The organism is Streptomyces sp. NPDC097617, assembly GCF_044761485.1.
GTDB lineage: Bacteria > Actinomycetota > Actinomycetes > Streptomycetales > Streptomycetaceae > Streptomyces.
The window spans coordinates 1-17,839 of sequence record NZ_JBIWCL010000022.1; the positions used below are offsets into that span (position 1 = coordinate 1).

The window sequence follows — 17,839 nt, forward strand, 5'->3', positions numbered from 1 at the left end:
CAGCCCTCGAGCTGCTGGAAGTCCTCCATCGTGGGGTCCTGCGCCTGGAGCATCGTCCCCATGGCCCCGTCGGCGACGACCACGCGGGTCGCGAGCGCCTCACGGAGGGCATCGGCCCGGGTCTGGGTGTCCGCGGGCGGGTTCGGCAACGAAGCCATGCTTGTGCTCCCTGGGTTGCGACGGCTGTCGGCTTTGCACCCCTTCGGCGTCAAGGGTGCACGCGGCCAGGGTAACCGCGAGGCACCGGCCCCGGTGTGGGTGTCCCACGTGGCGGACTGCATTCTGTGGCGGGGACTTGCCAGAGGTGTCCCGGCGGCGGTACGGCGAACAGATCTCCGACGGTGCGCAAGGTCGGCATCGACCGATACTGTTCAGCATTGTCGAACCGCGTCAAGATGGTCAGTAATACCGAAGGTCTGCAGGAGGCTGCGCGATGGCACGGAACATCCAGTCGCTCGAACGAGCCGCTGCGATGCTGCGACTCCTGGCGGGCGGCGAGCGCCGGCTGGGACTCTCGGACGTGGCGTCCTCGCTGGGCCTGGCCAAGGGCACGGCCCACGGCATCCTGCGCACCCTGCAGGCCGAGGGCTTCGTCGAGCAGGACCCGGCCTCCGGCCGGTACCAGCTGGGCGCGGAGCTGCTGCGCCTGGGCAACAGCTACCTCGACGTGCACGAGCTGCGCGCCCGCGCCCTGGTCTGGACGGACGATCTGGCCCGGGCGAGCGGCGAGAGCGTGTACGTGGGCGTGCTGCACCAGAGCGGGGTGCTGATCATGCACCACGTGTTCCGGCCCGACGACAGCCGCCAGGTGCTGGAGGTGGGGGCCATGCAGCCGCTGCACTCCACCGCCCTGGGCAAGGTGCTGTCGGCCTACGACCCCGTGGCGCACACCCAGGCGCACGAGGTGGACCGCGAGGCGTTCACCCCCCGCACGGTCACGGACGGCACCGGCTTCGAGGAGATCCTGGGCCTGACCCGGGCCCGCGGCTGGGCCTCCGACGTCGAGGAGACCTGGGAGGGCATCGCCTCGGTGGCGGCGCCGATCCACGACCGGCGCAGGATGCCGGTGGGCGCCGTGGCGGTCGCGGGCGCCGTGGAACGGGTCTGCGGCGAGTCGGGTGAGCCCCGTGCGGCCCTCGTCGCGTCGGTGCGGGACTGTGCGCGTGCGGTTTCACGCGATCTCGGCGCAGGCCGGTTCTGAGCTTCCTTTAACAGGCTGTAGCCACTCCTGGGCCCCTTTCTGCCCACTTTTCGCCATATCCCGGCCACAGGTTGGCTGGTTTTGGGTGATCGCACCTAGTGGTAACGATCCGACACTTTGGCCTGGCCGACCCTTGACGCATTCTTCACTTGGGCGGAAAACTGCCGTTCATCGGTCGGCATTGTCGAACACCTACCGGCAATACGCGCTAGGATGCGACAAGGCCACGGACCGGTGCAGCACTCACCGAGTGCGCGGAACCACCGGAGGGACCCGGTGTCCGCTCACCCCTGGACGTACAAAGGAGTCGCGGGTGTCCAGCTCCGACATCTTCATCGGCGAGACCATCGGTACCGCCCTGCTCACACTGCTCGGCGGTGGCGTCTGCGCCGCAGTGACACTCAAGAGCTCCAAGGCCCGCAATGCGGGCTGGCTCGCGATCACATTCGGCTGGGGATTCGCCGTTCTGATCGCCGCCTACGTCTCCGCGCCGCTCTCCGGTGCGCACCTCAACCCGGCGGTCACCGTCGGCCTCGCCATCAAGAGCGGCGAGTGGGGCGACGTTCCGGTCTACTTCGCGGGCCAGCTGCTGGGCGCGATGCTCGGCGCGGTCCTGATGTGGGTGACCTACTACGGACAGTTCCGGGTCCACCTGGCCGACCCGGAGCACATCCGCGACGCCAAGCTCGGCCCCGAGGACCCGCACCCGCACGACATGGCCGGTCCGGTGCTCGGCATCTTCTCCACGGGCCCCGAGATCCGTAATGTCGTACAGAACCTCACGACCGAGATCATCGGTACCGCCGTCCTGGTCCTGGCGATCTTGACCCAGGGCCTCCAGGACGACGGCAAGGGCCTCGGTGTGATCGGCGTCCTGATCACCTCCTTCGTGGTCGTCGGCATCGGTCTCTCGCTCGGTGGCCCGACCGGCTACGCCATCAACCCGGTGCGCGACCTCGGTCCGCGCATCGTGCACGCCCTGCTGCCGCTGCCCAACAAGGGCGGCTCCGACTGGGGTTACTCCTGGATCCCGGTGGTCGGCCCGCTCGTCGGTGCCGCGCTCGCCGGTGGTCTCTACAACATCGCGTTCGCCTGATCAGCAGTACCGGCAAGATCGTAAGATCCGCACCGCCCTCCTGATTCCGCCTACTCACCAGACCTGCCAGGAGCAGCCAACATGACCACCAGCACCGGCCCCTTCATCGCCGCGATCGACCAGGGCACCACCTCCTCCCGCTGCATCGTCTTCGACCGCGACGGCCGCATCGTCGCCGTCGACCAGAAGGAGCACGAGCAGATCTTCCCGAAGCCGGGCTGGGTCGAGCACGACGCCAACGAGATCTGGACCAACGTCCAGGAGGTCGTCGCCGGGGCCATCGCCAAGGCCGAGATCACCGCCGCGGACGTCAAGGCCGTCGGCATCACCAACCAGCGCGAGACCACCGTCCTGTGGGACCGCCACACCGGCGAGCCGGTCCACAACGCGCTGGTCTGGCAGGACACCCGCACCGACGCCCTGTGCAAGGAGCTCGGCCGCAACGTCGGCCAGGACCGCTTCCGCCGCGAGACCGGCCTGCCGCTGGCAAGCTACTTCGCCGGTCCGAAGGCCCGCTGGCTGCTGGACAACGTCGAGGGCCTGCGTGAGCGCGCCGCCGCCGGCGACATCCTCTTCGGCACCATGGACTCCTGGGTCATCTGGAACCTCACCGGCGGCGCCCAGGGCGGTGTGCACGTCACCGACGTCACCAACGCCTCGCGCACCATGCTGATGAACCTCCACACGCTGGAGTGGGACGACAGCATCGCGAAGTCCATGGAGGTGCCGCTCACCATCCTCCCGGAGATCAAGTCCTCCGCCGAGGTCTACGGCCACGTCAAGGACGGCGTCCTCGCCGGTGTCCCGGTCGCCTCGGCGCTCGGTGACCAGCAGGCCGCCCTCTTCGGCCAGACCTGTTTCGCCGAGGGCGAGGCCAAGTCCACGTACGGCACCGGCACGTTCATGCTGATGAACACCGGCGACAAGATCATCAACTCCTACAGCGGCCTGCTGACCACGGTCGGCTACAAGATCGGCGACCAGAAGCCGGTCTATGCGCTGGAAGGCTCCATCGCCGTCACCGGCTCGCTCGTCCAGTGGATGCGCGACCAGATGGGCCTGATCAAGTCCGCGGCCGAGATCGAGACGCTGGCCTCCTCGGTCGAAGACAACGGCGGCGCCTACTTCGTGCCGGCCTTCTCCGGCCTCTTCGCCCCGTACTGGCGCTCCGACGCCCGCGGTGTGATCGCCGGCCTCACCCGGTACGTCACCAAGGCGCACATCGCCCGTGCCGTCCTGGAGGCCACCGCCTGGCAGACCCGCGAGATCACCGACGCCATGACCAAGGACTCGGGCGTCGAGCTCGCCGCCCTCAAGGTCGACGGCGGCATGACCTCCAACAACCTGCTGATGCAGACGCTCTCGGACTTCCTGGACGCCCCCGTGGTGCGCCCGATGGTCGCCGAGACCACCTGCCTCGGCGCCGCCTACGCCGCCGGCCTGGCCGTCGGCTTCTGGCCCGACACCGACGCCCTGCGCGCCAACTGGCGCCGCGCGGCGGAGTGGACCCCGCGGATGCCCGCCGAGCAGCGGGACCGCGAGTACAAGAGCTGGCTCAAGGCCGTGGAGCGTTCCATGGGCTGGGTCGACGACGAAGACGCCAGCTGACCGCACTCAGCTGAGTCAATCGACGAGGAGCTAAGAGAGATATGAGCAGCCTGCAGAGCGTTCCCGCACTGGGCACGCACCCGACCGCCGGTGCCAACGTCAGCCGCGCGCAGACCCGCGAGCAGCTGTCGAAGGCCACGTACGACCTGCTGGTCATCGGCGGTGGAATCCTGGGCACCTCCGTGGCGTGGCACGCCGCGCAGTCGGGCCTGCGGGTTGCCATGGTGGACGCCGGCGACTTCGCCGGCGCCACCTCCTCGGCCTCCTCCAAGCTCGTCCACGGCGGTCTGCGCTACCTGCAGACCGGCGCGGTCAAGCTGGTGGCGGAGAACCACCACGAGCGCCGGGTGCTGGCCAAGGACGTGGCCCCGCACCTGGTCAACCCGCTCACCTTCTACCTGCCGGTCTACAAGGGCGGTCCGGTGGGTGCGGCCAAGCTGGGCGCGGGCGTCTTCGCCTACTCCGCCCTCTCGGCCTTCGGGGACGGCATGGGCAAGGTCATATCCCCGGCCCGTGCCGTCGCCGACAACCCCGGCCTGAAGACGGAGAACCTCAAGGCCGTCGCGGTCTACTACGACCACCAGATGAACGACTCCCGCGTCGCCGTCATGACGGTCCGCGCGGCCGTCGAGTCGGGCGCGGTCGTCCTGAACCACGCCGAGGTCACCGGCCTGCGCAAGACGCACGGCCGGGTCACCGGCGCCGACCTCAAGGACCGTCTCGACGGCACCGAGTTCGGGGTCGACGCGCGCGTCGTGCTCAACGCCACCGGCCCGTGGGTGGACCACCTGCGGCGCATGGAAGACAAGCACTCCCTGCCGTCGATCCGCCTCTCCAAGGGCGCGCACATCGTCATGAAGCGCAAGTCGCCGTGGAAGGCCGCCATGGCCACCCCGATCGACAAGTACCGCATCACCTTCGCCCTCCCGTGGGAGGACCAGCTGCTGCTCGGCACCACCGACGAGGTGTACGAGGGCGACCCGGCGGACGTGCGCGCCACCGAGTCCGACATCCAGCAGATCCTGGACGAGGCGGCCTTCTCGGTGAAGGACGCCGACCTGGACCGCTCGCTGATGACGTACGCCTTCGCGGGCCTGCGGGTGCTGCCCGGCGGCCCCGGCGGGGTCGAGAAGGCCAAGCGCGAGACGGTCGTCTCCGAGGGCGCCGGCGGCATGCTGTCGGTGGCCGGCGGCAAGTGGACGACGTACCGCCACATCGGCCGTGTGGTCATGGACAAGCTGGCCAAGCTCCCGGGCAGCCCGCTGACCGAGGACATGGAGCCGGTGAAATCGCTGGTGCGCCGGATCGCGCTGCCCGGTGTCGCCAACCCGAACGCGGTCGCGCACCGGCTGCTGGTGGACCGGGAGCCCGGCACGCGGATGGACCCCCTGACCGCCCGCCACCTGGCTTCGCACTACGGCTCGCTGGCCTTCGACATCGCGCGCCTGGCGAACGAGGACCCGGCGCTGGCCGAGCGGATCCACCCGGACGGTCCGGAGATCTGGGCGCAGGTCGCCTACGCCCGTGACAACGAGTGGGCCGAGACGGTCGACGACGTGCTGCGCCGCCGCACGACGGTGACGATCCGCGGCCTGGACGACGAGTCGGTACGTTCCCGTGTCGAGGAGATGCTGGGCGACAAGGCATAGCTCCCGCTCAGGTGGGGAAGAGGGGCGGTTCCGAGGGGAACCGCCCCTCTGTCGTGGGCTGTGGCCGGTGCCTCATCAAGGCTTAGGCTGACCCACGTACGCAAGGGAACTTCGGAAGGAGACCTGGGTGATCGAGCTTGAGGGCGTGCCCGAGCTGATCGACCCGGTCATGGTGGCCGCGTTCGAGGGCTGGAACGACGCGGGTGACGCGGCCTCCGGTGCGGTCGCACACCTGGACCGGGAGTGGAAGGGCGAGGTCTTCGCGGCACTCGACGCCGAGGACTATTACGACTTCCAGGTCAACCGGCCGACGGTGTGGCTGGACAACGGGGTACGGAAGATCACATGGCCGACGACACGGCTGTCGGTGGTCCGGATCGGTGGTGCCAAGCCGCGCGACCTGGTGCTCGTCCGCGGCATCGAACCGTCCATGCGGTGGCGGTCGTTCTGCAACGAGATCCTCGGCTTCGCCCACGAGCTGGGCGTCGAGATGGTCGTCATCCTGGGCGCGCTGCTGGGTGACACCCCGCACACCCGGCCGGTGCCGGTCAGCGGGGTGACCTCGGACGCCGATCTGGCGCGGACGATGGACCTGGAGGAGACGAAGTACGAGGGCCCGACGGGGATCGTGGGCATCCTCCAGGAGGCCTGTACCCATGCCGGGGTGCCGGCGGTGTCCCTGTGGGCGGCGGTGCCGCACTACGTGTCGCAGCCGCCCAACCCGAAGGCGACGCTGGCACTGCTGAACCGTCTGGAGGATCTGATCGACATCCGGATCCCGCTGGGCGAACTCCCCGAGGACGCGCGGGCGTGGCAGCTGGGGGTGGACCAACTGGCCGCCGAGGACAGCGAGGTGGCGGAGTACGTCCAGACGCTGGAAGAGGCCCGCGACACGGCCGATCTCCCGGAGGCCTCGGGCGACGCGATCGCCCGCGAGTTCGAGCGGTACCTGCGGCGGCGTGACCCGGCGGCCCCTTCGGCCGAGCCGGGCGACGGCTCGTACCTCCGCGACACGAGCGGGGGCCTCTCCCCGCGGCCGAAGCGCAAGCCGGACCCCGAGCCGGAGGCGGAGACCCCGCCCCCGGACGAGGGCGACACCCCACCGGAGTCCTGACCGCGGGGGGGGGTGCCGCGCCCGTGCCCGCCCGGACAGGGCGACGCCCCCGGGCCCGGGTGGGCCAGGGGGCGTCGCAGGTGCGGCTGCGGGCTACAGAGCCACGCCCAGCAGCGCGTCGACCGTGCGGGAGACCAGGCCGGGAGCCGACTCGTCGTCCCCGTCCGTGGCGATCTGCCGCTCGACCCAGCGGTCCACGGCCGCCAGGGCCGCGGGCGCGTCCAGATCGTTCGCCAGGGCTTCCCGGACCTCCTCGACCAGGGCGTCGGCCGGGATCCCGTCGGGGCGGGACACGGCCGCGCGCCAGCGCTCCAGGCGGGCCACGGCCTCGGCGAGGATCCCGTCCGTCCACTCCCAGTCGGCCCGGTAGTGGTGCGAGAGCAGCGCCAGGCGGATCGCCGCCGGGTCCACCCCGGAGCGCCGCAGCGCCGATACGAAGACGAGGTTGCCCTTCGACTTCGACATCTTCGCTCCGTGCAGCGCCACCATGCCGGCGTGCACGTACGCCTTGGCCATCGGGAACTCGCCCGTCAGCGCCTGCGCGTGCGACGCGCCCATCTCGTGGTGCGGGAACGCCAGGTCGGAGCCGCCGCCCTGGATGTCGAAGCCCATGCCCAGGTGGTCGAGGGCGATCGCCACGCACTCGATGTGCCAGCCCGGCCGGCCGCGGCCCAGCGAGCCGCCGTCCCAGCTCGGCTCGCCCGGACGTGCGGCCATCCACAGCATCGGGTCCAGCGGGTTCTTCTTGCCGGGCCGGTCGGGGTCGCCGCCCCGCTCCGCCGAGAGCAGCCGCATGGCCTCGGCGTCGAGGTTCGAGACCCCGCCGAAGTGCGGGTCGGCCTCGACCGAGAAGTAGGTGTCGCCCTCGAGCTCGTAGGCGGCGCCGGCGTCGCGCAGCCGTTCGACCAGCGGCACGATGCCGGGTATGGCCTCGACGGCTCCGATGTAGTGCTGCGGCGGCAGCATCCGCAGGGCCGTCATGTCCTCGCGGAAGAGCGCGGTCTCGCGCTCCGCCAGCTCGGTCCAGTCCTGGCCGTCGCGCAGGGCCCGCTCCAGGAGCGGGTCGTCCACATCCGTGACGTTCTGGACGTAGTGGATCTGCCGCTTGGTGTCGAGCCACACGCGTTGTACGAGGTCGAACGCGTTGTAGGTCGCCGCGTGACCGATGTGGGTCGCGTCGTACGGAGTGATGCCGCAGACGTAGATACGGGCGACGGGACCGGGGGCGAGGGTGATCGTCCCCTGGGTCGCGGTGTCGTGGATCTGGAGGTCGCGGCCCTTGCCAGGAAGGGCGGGGACCTCAGAAGCGGGCCAGGCATGCATGTCTCGAGACTAACCGGACGGGTGTTCCGGAAACGAACCGGACCTGCACTGTTGTCTTGATCGGCCCTCTTGCGGTCTGGCTGGTTCTGTGTGTAAGGCCAGTGGCTGGTTCAGACCGGTGGCCAAGGGATCGCGGGCCACTGCCCGGAGGGCTCGGGGTGGGTCCCGGTGCGCAGCAGGTGCTCCACCCGGTCCCGTACGGCGGCCAGCTCGACCGATGTGATCAGTTCGGCCAGCCGGGTGGCGAGCGGGGCTCCCGGAGCCAGCCCGGCGGCCAGCCCGGCCAGCGCCTCGCGCGCCTCGTCGGTCAGAGGCTCCCCCGCCCAGCCCCACAGCAGGGTGCGCAGCTTGTCCTCGGCGTGGAAGGTCACCCCGTGGTCGATGCCGTAGAGCCGTCCGTCGGGTGCGGGCAGCAGGTGGCCGCCCTTGCGGTCGCCGTTGTTGATCACTGCGTCGAGGACGGAGAGCCGGCGCAGCCGCGGGTCGTCGGCGTGTACGAGGAGGGCGGTGCGGCCCTCACCGACTTCGGCGAGGGCGACGGGCTTCCAGCCCTCCCCCGCCTCCTCTCCGTCGACGAGCCCGAGGAGTCCGCCCAGCGGGGAGTCCTCGTCGGGCTGCTCCGCCTCGATCCACTGCTGGACCATGCCCTCGCCGTACGGTCCGTCGCGCAGCACGGTCGCCGGTACCAGGCCCCACCCGGTGGCCTCGGAGACCACGTACGAGGCGACCTCGCGCTGGGCGAGGTTCCCGTCGGGGAAGTCCCACAGCGGCCGCTCCCCTTTGACCGGCTTGTACACGCAGTCGGCGCTGACGCCCTCGTACGTGACGTTGCACAGCAGGACGGCGTTGGACGCCTCCCGGATCCGGCCGATGACGGTGAGCTCGCCCTTGGCGAGCAGTTCCTCCAGCTCCCCCGTGTCGGTCACGCCTGGCGCCGGTAGCCGTTCTGGCGCGGGCAGACGTGCCCTTCCGGGTCCAGCGGCAGGCTGCACAGCGGGCACGGCGGCCGGCCGGCGTTGACCACGTCCAGGGCCCGCTTGGCGAAGGCGCGGGCCTGGGCGCCGCTGAGGCGGACCCGCAGCATCGGCGGGCCGTTCTCCTCGTCCTGGAGCAGCCGCTCCTCGGCCTCGGCGAGGTCCTCGTCGGAGTCGGCGTCGAGTTCGACGAGCGCCTGGGCCTCGACGATCATGCGCTGATCCTCGCCGTCCCAGGCCAGGGCCATGGTGCCGACGCGGAACTCCTCGTCGACCGGGACGTCCAGCGGCGCGGTGTCGGCGGCCTCGGCAGGGGCGACGGCCGGGACCGGGGCATTGCCCCCGGTGCGCCGTACGACCTCGTCCAGCAGCTCGTCCATCCGCTCGGCCAGCGCCGCGACCTGGGCCTTCTCCAGGGAGACGCTGGTGACACGGGGGCCGACGGAGGCCTGCAGGAAGAACGTACGGCGTCCCGGCAGACCGACCGTGCCGGCCACGAAGCGGTCCGGGGGGTCGTAGAGGAACACCTGACGGGGCACGTCCAGTCTCCAAGTCTCGGCGGCAGGGGCAGATCCGCGCCCTGTGTGAGCCCGTCCACCCTACTGCGCCGCGCGATCAAGCCGCGCCCGCGCCGCCTCCCACGACGGCGTTCCCGGCGTCTTCGGTGTCTTTGTCCGATGCGACGGCCTCCGGTGCGGCGGGGCGCCGTACGAGCGAGCCGAAGTCCCCGGTGTCACCCAGGCGGAACACGAAGGGCCGGGTGGTGGTGTAGCGGATGGCAGTCACCGAGCAGGGGTCCACATGGATGCGCTGGAAGAGGTCGAGGTGCATGCCGAGGGCGTCCGCGACAAGGGACTTGATGATGTCGCCGTGCGAGCACATCAGGAAGACGGCGTCGCTCCCGTGCTCCTGCTCGATCCGCGCGTCCCAGTCCCGTACGGCCTCCACGGCGCGCGCCTGCATGGCGCGCATGGACTCGCCTCCGGGGAAGGCGGCGGCCGAGGGGTGCTGCTGGACGATCTTCATCAGCGGTTCGTCGGAGAGCTCGGAGAGCTTGCGGCCGGACCAGTCGCCGTAGTGACACTCGCCGATCCGCTCGTCGGTGTGCAGTTCCAGCTCCGGACGTGCGGCCAGCAGGGGCGCCAGAGTCTCCCGGCAGCGCTGCAGCGGGCTGGTGACGGCGGCGGCCAGGGGCACCCCCGCCAGCCGGCCGGGGAGTGCGGCGGCCTGCTCGGCGCCGCGCTCGTCGAGCGCCACTCCGGGGGTCCATCCGGCGAGCAGCCCGGCGGTGTTGGCGGTGGACCGCCCGTGTCGTACGAGGATCAGCGTGGCCATGGGGCCAGCGTATGCGCTGCCGGGGGCGTGCGGGCGGGCCGTGGGCAGGGAAGAATGCCCCGCGTGATTGTGGACTGCGCTATTTACCGGGACGGCCGCCGCACCGAGGGGCCGGACGACTTCTCGGACGCCCTCGACCAGGCCCGGGCGACCGGTGACGCCTTTCTCTGGATCGGCATGCACGAGCCGACGGAGAAGGAGTTCGAGCATGTCCGCCAAGAGTTCGGCCTGCACCCGCTGGCGGTGGAGGACGCGCTGACGGCACACCAGCGCCCGAAGCTGGAGGTGTACGACGATTCGCTGTTCGTCGTCCTCAAGCCGGTGCGGTACGACGAGGGCACGGACACGGTGACCGCGGGCGAGCTGATGGTCTTCATAGGGGACTCGTTCGTCGTCACGGTCCGGCACGGCGAGGGTGCCCCGCTGGCCGCCGTGCGCCACCGGCTGGAGCAGGATCCGGACGTCCTGCGGCACGGCCCGACGGCGGTCCTGTACGCGGTGTCCGACGCGGTGGTCGACCACTACATCGAGGTGGCGGCCGAGCTCCAGGTAGACCTCGAGGAGCTGGAGGCGGAGGTCTTCGCCCCGAACGCCTCGGACACCAAGAACACCGCGGCCCGGATCTACGGTTTCAAGCGGCAGGTGCTGGAGTTCCGGCGGGCGACGAGCCCGCTGCTCCAGCCGATGGACCGGCTCGCCTTCGGTGAGGTGCCCTTCGTCCACGAGCACGCGCAGCCGTTCTTCCGCGACGTCGCCGACCACCTGACCAAGGCCAACGAGTACATCGAGGGGCTGGACCGGCTGCTGTCGGACGCGCTCTCCGCCCACCTGGCGCAGATGGGCCTGCGGCAGAACGACGACATGCGCAAGATCTCGGCCTGGGCGGCGATGGCGGCCGTCCCCACGATGGTGGCGGGGATCTACGGGATGAACTTCGACCACATGCCGGAGCTGCGGCACACCTGGGGCTATCCGGCGGTGCTGGTGGTCATGGCGGGCACGTGTCTGGGCCTGCACCGGATGTTCAAGCGCCGGGGCTGGCTCTGAGTTCCCGCTCGCGCGGGGCGTGGGCGGAGCCGGCCGCGGTGGTCGGTGCGCCGCCGAGGGCGTCCAGCCGCTCCGGCACCCGCAGGCCCACCGTCCGGTGCCATCCGCTGAACCGCTCGTACGCGTACATCGCGCGGATGCCGGCGGCGAGCGCGGCCGCCTTCGGGGCGGGCCAGTGCAGCAGCCGCCCCATGTGGGCCATGACGGCGAGGCTCACGTCCCGGTAGACGCCGATCTCGGCGAGCGCGCTCTCGCGGAGCACCCGCTGGATGGTCCGGCCGTAGCCCGCCCGGGCGAGGCTCAGCAGTTCCTCGTGGCAGTACGCGAGGTGGTTGTCCTCGTCGTCGCTGATCATGTGGATCGCCCTGCCCACCTCGGGGTGGTCGCCGAAGTACTTGACCAGCATGTCCATCTGGTCGGCCGCCCGCTGTTCGGTGACGCGGCTGTGCGCGAGGTAGACGACGATGTCCTCCTCGGTCAGCGCTTCCTCGCGGCGCAGCTTCTCGTGCGCGAGGCCGATGCCGCGGCGCTCCAGCAGCATCGTGTAGTCGGTCTCCGGGGGTACCGGGACGGGCGTCAGTCCGCGTTTGCGGAGCAGCGCGTTGAAGATGCGGCCGTGCTTGTCCTCGTCGGCGCCGTGCCGGGTGATCTTGGGCGCGAGGTGGCGCATGCCGTCCGGCACCAGGGCCGCGATACGGGCGTTCTCCCAGCCGCCCTGGGTCTCCCCGCTGGCGGCGATGGAGCAGAACAGCTGGAAGGAGTCGTCATTGTCGACGATCTCCTGGAACAGGCTGCGGGCAGAGAGCATGGAACGAGTCAAACGCCGGTCGGCGGGGCGGGCAACCGATGGGTCGCACTACTCGTCCGAATGAACGAAATCGGGGGTTGGGCCGCCGCACGTAACCCGGCGGGCGTCCACGGCGTTGTTCACTGTGTCGGCCGTGGCGGGGAAGACCCCCCGAGCCCCCACCACGGCCGCAGAAGCTTCTCGCGGGCGCCGGCGTTCCGCCGTCGGCGCCCGCGACGGCCGATCAGGCGAGGCCCGCGAGCTCCATGGCCTCGGTACCGGCGCGCAGGGCGGCGATCCGCTCCTCCAGGGTGAAGCCGGCCGGGGCCAGCGTGAGGGTGGTGACCCCGGCCTCCGCGTAGGCCCGCATGCCGTCCGCGATCCGGGCGACCGGGCCGAGGAGCGTGGTCGAGTCGATCAGCGAGTGCGGGACGGCCTCGGCCGCGCCGTTCTTGTCGCCCGCCAGGTACTTGTCCTGAATCTCGGCGGCTTCCTTCTCGTAACCCATGCGCTGGGCCAGCTGGTTGTAGAAGTTCTGCTTCCGGCTGCCCATGCCGCCCACGTACAGGGCGGTGTAGGGGCGGAACATGTCCGCGAGCGCGTTCACGTCCTCGCCGAGGGCCAGCGGCACGGTCGGGCAGACATCGAAGCCCTCCATGGTCAGCCCGGCCTTCTCGCGGCCCGCCCGGATGTGGGTGAGCGCGGTGGCCTCCAGGTGTTCGGCGGCCGGGAAGATCAGCAGCGCGCCGTCGGCGATCTCGCCGGTCTGCTCCAGGTTCTTCGGCCCGATGGCGGCGATGTAGAGCGGGATGTGCTCGCGCTCGGGGTGCACGGTCAGCTTCAGGGGCTTGCCCGGGCCGTCCGGGAGCGGCAGCGTCCAGTGCTGGCCCTCGTAGGAGAGCCGCTCGCGGGTCATGGCCTTGCGGACGATCTCCACGTACTCGCGGGTGCGGGCGAGCGGCTTGTCGAACTTGACGCCGTACCAGCCCTCGGAGACCTGCGGGCCGGAGACCCCGAGGCCCAGGCGGAAGCGACCCTTGGTGAGCGAGTCGAGGGTGGCCGCGGTCATCGCGGTCATCGCGGGCTGGCGGGCCGGGATCTGCAGGATCGCCGATCCGACATCGATGCGCTGGGTCTGGGCGGCGACCCAGGCGAGCACGGTCGGGGCGTCGGAGCCGTAGGCCTCGGCGGCCCAGCAGACGTCGTATCCCAGGCGGTCGGCCTCCTGGGCGACGGCGAGGTTGTCGGCGTCCATACCCGCGCCCCAGTAACCAAGATTGATGCCGAGCCGCATATGTTCGTCCCCTTACCGGTTTACCGATCAGTAACGTTGGTGTGCGGGGACTGTAGCGCGCCAGGGTGCTTCGCGTCAGCGCCCCAGTAGTCTCAGCGCTCATGGAGCAGAGGCATCTCGGCCGCACCGGACTGCGCGTCTCCCGGATCGGCCTCGGCACCCTCACCTGGGGCCACGACACCGGCGAGGAAGCCGCCGCCGAGCAGGTGAAGACCTTCTGGGAGGCGGGCGGCACGCTCGTCGACACCGCCGACGTGTACGCCGGCGGTGAGGCGGAGTACCTCCTCGGGCGGCTGGTGGGCGGGCTCGTGCCGCGCCGGGACCTGGTGATCGCGACCAAGGCGGGCAGCGTGCCGGACCCCGACCGGCGCTTCGACGGCTCGCGCGGGCACCTGCTCGCGGCCCTGGACGCCTCGCTGGACCGGCTGGGCACCGACTACGTCGACCTGTGGCAGCTGCACGCCTTCGACCCGGCGACCCCGCTGGAGGAGACCCTGCAGGCGCTGGACCTTGCGGTCAGCAGCGGCCGGGCCCGGTACGCGGGGCTGGCCGGCTTCTGCGGCTGGCAGCTGGCGAAGGCGGCGACCTGGCAGCTGGCGGCCCCCGGGGTGCGCACCCGGATCGCCTCGACGCAGATGGAGTACTCCCTGCTCCAGCGCGGGGTGGAACGGGAGGTACTGCCCGCCGCACTGGACCTCGGGATCGGCCTGCTGCCCTCCTCGCCGCTGGGGCGCGGGGTGCTGACGGGCAAGTACCGCGACGGCACCCCGTCGGACTCCCGGGGCGCCTCGGAGTCCCTGGCCGCGCTGGTGGACCCGTACCTCGACGAGCCCGCGGGGCGGATCGTGGACGCGGTGGTGACGGCGGCCCAGGGGCTTGCCGTGACCCCGCTCCAGGTGGCTCTGGCGTGGATCCGGGACCGGCCGGGGGTGGTGGCTCCGATCGTCGGCGCGCGCACGTCGGCGCAGCTCGCGTCGGCACTGTCGGTGGAGGCCCTTAGTCTTCCGGAGGAGATCTGCCGGGCGCTGGACGATGTTTCGGTTCCGGTGCACCGCTACCCCGATCAGGACTGGAGCACGCTGTGAGTACGGACCCTCAGGCCGATACCGCTGCCGCGGAGAACCCGGCCACCCCGTCGGCCGAAGCCGGTGCCGAGCCCGGGTCCGGCGGAGCCGAGCAGCCGACGGCGGAGCCGGTCGGCGAGGACGGGGGGCCGGGGGCGGAGCCCCCGGTTTCGGGAAGGGGCGGGGAGGGGGAGGGCTCCGCAGGAACCGACCCCGAGGCCGACCCTGCCGACACCTCCGAGGGCTCCGACGCCTCCGCCGACGACACAGAGCCCGCAGAGCCGGCCGCCGGGGCCCAGGCGGCGCCCGCACTCTCCGAGGCCCAGGCCGAGTTGGCCGCCCAGAAGGTCGAGCGCGAGCGGATCGCCCGGCGCAGGGCCGAGCGGGAGGCGCCCGTAGACGCCGGGACGAAGCTCAGCGGGAAGGCCGCCGACCTGCTGGCCGCCGTACGGGCCGTGGAGAGCGGGGAGAAGCCCTCCCCCGTCTACTTCGACGAGGCCCCGGCCGCGCCCCGCAGGGCGCCCGCGCCCTCGGCACCGCGCCCCGCCGCCCCGGCCGCGGTGACCGCGCCAGCGCTCGCACCCTCCGCCGACGCGGTCGAGGGCGTACGGGCCGTACTGGCCCGCGGCGGCGCCCCCGAGACCCTGGCCGGCCCCGCCGCGGCGGCCCTCGGCGAGGGCGCCGCCGAACAGCTCGCCGAGAACCCCTGGCGGCTGCTGTCCGTCGCCACCGTGCGCCCGGCCCAGGCCGACGGCTTCGCGCGGGCCCTGCTGGGCCCCGAGGCCGGTCCCGGGGACGAGCGCCGCACCACCGTCCTGGTGGGCTGGCTGCTGGCCCAGGCCGGCCTGAAGGGACACACCGCGCTGGAGGCTCCGGTGCTGGAGAAGGCGCTGGCCCAGTACGGCGTGCCGGATTCCGCCGAAGCGCTGGAACAGGCCGTCGCCGAGGGCTCGGTGCTCGTCTTCCACGAGCCGCTGGGGCCTCCGGTGGCCGCGGCCACCGCGGCCACCGTGGACGCCGAGGCCGCCATGGACGCCGAGGCCGCCATGGACGCCGAGGCCGCCATGGACGCCGAGGCCGCCATGGACGCCGAGAACACAGAGCAGCCCGTCCGGGTGCTCGTGGGCCTGGAGGGCGCCGCCATGGCCGAGGAGAGCCTGGCCGACGGCCTGGCCCGACTGGCCGCCGGCACCTTCGACGACGGGGCGGACTGGGAGCGGGCCGCCGGGGCCGCGCCGAGCCCCTCCGCCGCCGAACTGATCCGCGCGGTCGCGGGCCGCGGCCTGGTCACCCACACGGGCGGCGAGGCCGCCCGCGCCGAGCCGTTCGCCCTGGCCTCGGCGGCCCGGGAGCTGGGCCTGCGCGTCTGCCTGGCCGCGCACGCGCCGGGCGGCCCGGACGCGGTGACCGTGGCCGAGCTGCTGTCGGGGGCCGAGGGTCCCGGGCGGGACGCGGACGGGCAGTTCGCGCTGGACCTGCTCGTGGTGCTGGACGCACCGCAGCTGGACGTGGAGACCGCGGCCGCGCTGGTGGAGTCCGTACCGGACGGGGCCCGGCTGGTGCTGTCCGGGGATCCCGGCGTGCTCGGGTCCGCCGGGGCCGGACGGGTGTTCGCCGATGTGCTGGCGGCCCGCACCTGCCCGCAGCTGGTCTCCCGCACCCCCGACCCGGGCCCCCTTGGCGAGCTCGTCTCCGGGGTCGGGATCGGGGAGCTGAACCAGGTCGAGGCCCCCGGCAAGGAGGTCGTCATCGTCCCGGTGCAGGACGCCGGGGAGGCCGTGCACCGGACCGTGCAGCTGGTGGCCGAATCCGTGCCGCGGGCCTTCGGGATCCCGGCGGACAGCGTGCAGGTGATCACCCCGGGCCACGGCGGCGCTGCCGGGACCCGGGCGCTGAACGCCGCCCTGAAGGAGCGGCTGAACCCCGGTCCGGGCCGGTTCGGCGGCTTCGACCCCGGCGACCGGGTCGTCCACGTACCGTCCGCCGGCCGGGCCCTGCCGGCCCGGGTGGTGTCGGCCGACGCCGAGGGCCTGCACCTGGACCGCGCCGGCGCGCGGATCGTCGTTCCGAAGGAGCTCGTCGAGTCCCGGGTGCGGCACGGCTGGGCGGTGACCGCACATCAGGCCGTGGGGACGCGCTGGCCGGCGGTGGTCGTCGTACTGCCGGGCGACGCGGCGCAGGCGCTGTCGCGGGACTGGGTCTACACGGCGTTCGGGCGGGGCGAGCGGCACCTGTCCGTGGTGCACGGGGTCGACCAGGCGCTGCCGCACGCGGTGGCCGAGGTACCGGCGAAGCCGCGTACGACACGGCTGACGGGCCTGCTGACGGCCCTCGCGACGGCGGGCGCTCAACCGGAGTGAGACGCCGGTGGCCCCGCCCTCGGATCGGAGGGCGGGGCCACCGGTGGACCGGGGTCGGGCCGAGGTCAGGCCGGGGTCAGCCCGGGCTCCGCGACCTCTTCCTCGTCCTCGTCCTCGTCGAAGCCGTCGGCCTCCTCGTCGAAGACGGAACTGACGTCGAAGCGGTGCAGCACGTCCTGCGGATCGATGTGCCCGAAGGGCGAGCCCAGCCACTCCCCCGGTTCCGGCACCTCCTCCGAGGCCGCGATCCAGAGGGTGGAGTCGCCCTCCTCCAGCCCGAAGTCCTTGTACCGGGAGGCGATCTCGTCGGGCTCGTACTCCCCGAAGAGCACGCCCAGCGCCTCGGCGCTGCCGCCGTCGTTGACGAATTCGGCGTCCCGGTCGTGTGCGGCGACCCGCTCGGCCTGGGCGATCAGCCGGGCCGGTTCGACGACGGCGTAGTCGCGGCGGATGAGCACGCTGAAGGCGGCGGGCTCGGCGGGGCCGGTGTACGGCACGCCGTCCTCGGGCGTGGGGATCTCGAAGGGGGTGACCTCGTCGTGGCGGTCGTAGAGGAGTTCGTCGTACACCTCGGCCGCGGCGGCGAGTTCGTTGAACGCGGCGTAGACGTCGGGGTCCTCGTCCCCGATCCTGCGCTCGACCGCGGCGAGGTGACGGTCGAGCGCGGCCTTGACCGCCTCGGCGGCGGCGCGTACCTCGGCAACAGTGGGAAGAGCGGCATCAGACATAGAGCAGACGCTATCCGTAGCAGGCCTCTGCCCGCACAATAGATGCGATGCCGGAATACGAATTTGTCGACGTGTACGTGCCCCGCGGGGTCCCTCGCAGCGAGGCGACCCGCCTGTTGACCGACCATGCCGAGTACGGGAACTGGGAGCTCGACCGCCTGAGCCTGTACCGGGACGGCAGCCGCCGCGTGCGACTGCGCCGCCGGATCATCCGTCAGGTCCGCGCGACCTGGTGACGCGGGCCCCGGGGGCGGGGCCC

Annotated in this window: 16 protein-coding genes; 9 read left to right on the forward strand and 7 right to left on the reverse strand. The window is 72.0% G+C overall.

Going from position 1 to position 17,839, the window contains the following annotated elements; translation table 11 throughout:
- Positions 1-433: 433 nt before the first annotated feature.
- From ACIQZO_RS29020 to ACIQZO_RS29040, 5 genes are all read left to right on the forward strand, one after another.
- Complete coding sequence (locus ACIQZO_RS29020) at positions 434-1,201, forward strand: IclR family transcriptional regulator (RefSeq protein WP_403631558.1); 768 nt, start codon at positions 434-436, stop codon at positions 1,199-1,201.
- 313 nt (positions 1,202-1,514) lie between these two features.
- Complete coding sequence (locus tag ACIQZO_RS29025; RefSeq protein ID WP_403631559.1) at positions 1,515-2,297, forward strand: MIP/aquaporin family protein; 783 nt, start codon at positions 1,515-1,517, stop codon at positions 2,295-2,297.
- Positions 2,298-2,378: 81 nt separating this feature from the next.
- Positions 2,379-3,905 (forward strand): glycerol kinase GlpK, encoded by a 1,527-nt coding sequence (gene glpK / locus ACIQZO_RS29030; RefSeq protein WP_403631560.1) that lies wholly within the window; start codon positions 2,379-2,381, stop codon positions 3,903-3,905.
- A gap of 41 nt (positions 3,906-3,946) precedes the next feature.
- Positions 3,947-5,554, forward strand: a complete 1,608-nt coding sequence (locus ACIQZO_RS29035) for an FAD-dependent oxidoreductase (protein ID WP_403631561.1) — start codon at positions 3,947-3,949, stop codon at positions 5,552-5,554.
- 127 nt (positions 5,555-5,681) lie between these two features.
- A complete protein-coding gene (locus ACIQZO_RS29040; protein WP_403631562.1) occupies positions 5,682-6,668 on the forward strand; it encodes a PAC2 family protein in 987 nt (328 codons plus the stop codon).
- Positions 6,669-6,761: 93 nt separating this feature from the next.
- Here the strand turns inward: ACIQZO_RS29040 and mshC are convergent, their stop codons facing one another.
- The 4 genes from mshC to ACIQZO_RS29060 form a co-directional block, all read right to left on the reverse strand.
- The gene (gene mshC / locus ACIQZO_RS29045) at positions 6,762-7,991 is read right to left on the reverse strand and encodes a cysteine--1-D-myo-inosityl 2-amino-2-deoxy-alpha-D-glucopyranoside ligase (RefSeq protein WP_403631563.1); all 1,230 of its coding nucleotides are present in this window, start codon (positions 7,989-7,991) and stop codon (positions 6,762-6,764) included.
- A gap of 110 nt (positions 7,992-8,101) precedes the next feature.
- On the reverse strand, positions 8,102-8,950 hold the full coding sequence (locus tag ACIQZO_RS29050) for an SCO1664 family protein (RefSeq protein WP_403631782.1): 849 nt from the start codon (positions 8,948-8,950) through the stop codon (positions 8,102-8,104).
- Positions 8,914-9,504: a DUF3090 domain-containing protein gene (locus ACIQZO_RS29055; RefSeq protein WP_403631564.1), complete on the reverse strand. Its 591-nt coding sequence runs from the start codon at positions 9,502-9,504 to the stop codon at positions 8,914-8,916. Before ACIQZO_RS29055 ends, ACIQZO_RS29050 begins: the two co-directional genes overlap by 37 nt.
- Before the next feature lie 76 nt (positions 9,505-9,580).
- The gene (locus tag ACIQZO_RS29060) at positions 9,581-10,300 is read right to left on the reverse strand and encodes a histidine phosphatase family protein (RefSeq protein WP_403631565.1); all 720 of its coding nucleotides are present in this window, start codon (positions 10,298-10,300) and stop codon (positions 9,581-9,583) included.
- Between the two features lie 54 nt (positions 10,301-10,354).
- Here ACIQZO_RS29060 and corA point away from each other — a divergent pair, with 54 nt between their 5' ends.
- The gene (gene corA, locus ACIQZO_RS29065) at positions 10,355-11,347 is read left to right on the forward strand and encodes a magnesium/cobalt transporter CorA (RefSeq protein ID WP_403631566.1); all 993 of its coding nucleotides are present in this window, start codon (positions 10,355-10,357) and stop codon (positions 11,345-11,347) included.
- Here corA and ACIQZO_RS29070 read toward each other — a convergent pair.
- A complete protein-coding gene (locus tag ACIQZO_RS29070) occupies positions 11,325-12,155 on the reverse strand; it encodes a ferritin-like domain-containing protein (RefSeq protein ID WP_403631567.1) in 831 nt (276 codons plus the stop codon). The genes corA and ACIQZO_RS29070 overlap by 23 nt on opposite strands.
- Before the next feature lie 223 nt (positions 12,156-12,378).
- The gene (locus ACIQZO_RS29075; RefSeq protein ID WP_403631568.1) at positions 12,379-13,428 is read right to left on the reverse strand and encodes an LLM class F420-dependent oxidoreductase; all 1,050 of its coding nucleotides are present in this window, start codon (positions 13,426-13,428) and stop codon (positions 12,379-12,381) included.
- A gap of 101 nt (positions 13,429-13,529) precedes the next feature.
- Between ACIQZO_RS29075 and ACIQZO_RS29080 the strand changes: the two genes are divergently transcribed.
- Together ACIQZO_RS29080 and ACIQZO_RS29085 are read left to right on the forward strand one after the other, a co-directional pair.
- Positions 13,530-14,513, forward strand: a complete 984-nt coding sequence (locus tag ACIQZO_RS29080; RefSeq protein WP_403631569.1) for an aldo/keto reductase — start codon at positions 13,530-13,532, stop codon at positions 14,511-14,513.
- The gene (locus ACIQZO_RS29085; RefSeq protein WP_403631570.1) at positions 14,510-16,852 is read left to right on the forward strand and encodes an ATP-binding domain-containing protein; all 2,343 of its coding nucleotides are present in this window, start codon (positions 14,510-14,512) and stop codon (positions 16,850-16,852) included. The genes ACIQZO_RS29080 and ACIQZO_RS29085 overlap by 4 nt, the downstream gene beginning before the upstream one ends.
- Positions 16,853-16,917: 65 nt before the next feature.
- Here ACIQZO_RS29085 and ACIQZO_RS29090 read toward each other — a convergent pair whose 3' ends face one another.
- Positions 16,918-17,580 (reverse strand): hypothetical protein, encoded by a 663-nt coding sequence (locus tag ACIQZO_RS29090; protein WP_403631571.1) that lies wholly within the window; start codon positions 17,578-17,580, stop codon positions 16,918-16,920.
- A 47-nt stretch (positions 17,581-17,627) separates the two neighbouring features.
- Between ACIQZO_RS29090 and ACIQZO_RS29095 the strand changes: the two genes are divergently transcribed.
- The gene (locus ACIQZO_RS29095; RefSeq protein ID WP_030388705.1) at positions 17,628-17,816 is read left to right on the forward strand and encodes a DUF5703 family protein; all 189 of its coding nucleotides are present in this window, start codon (positions 17,628-17,630) and stop codon (positions 17,814-17,816) included.
- The last annotated feature ends 23 nt before the right edge of the window (positions 17,817-17,839 follow it).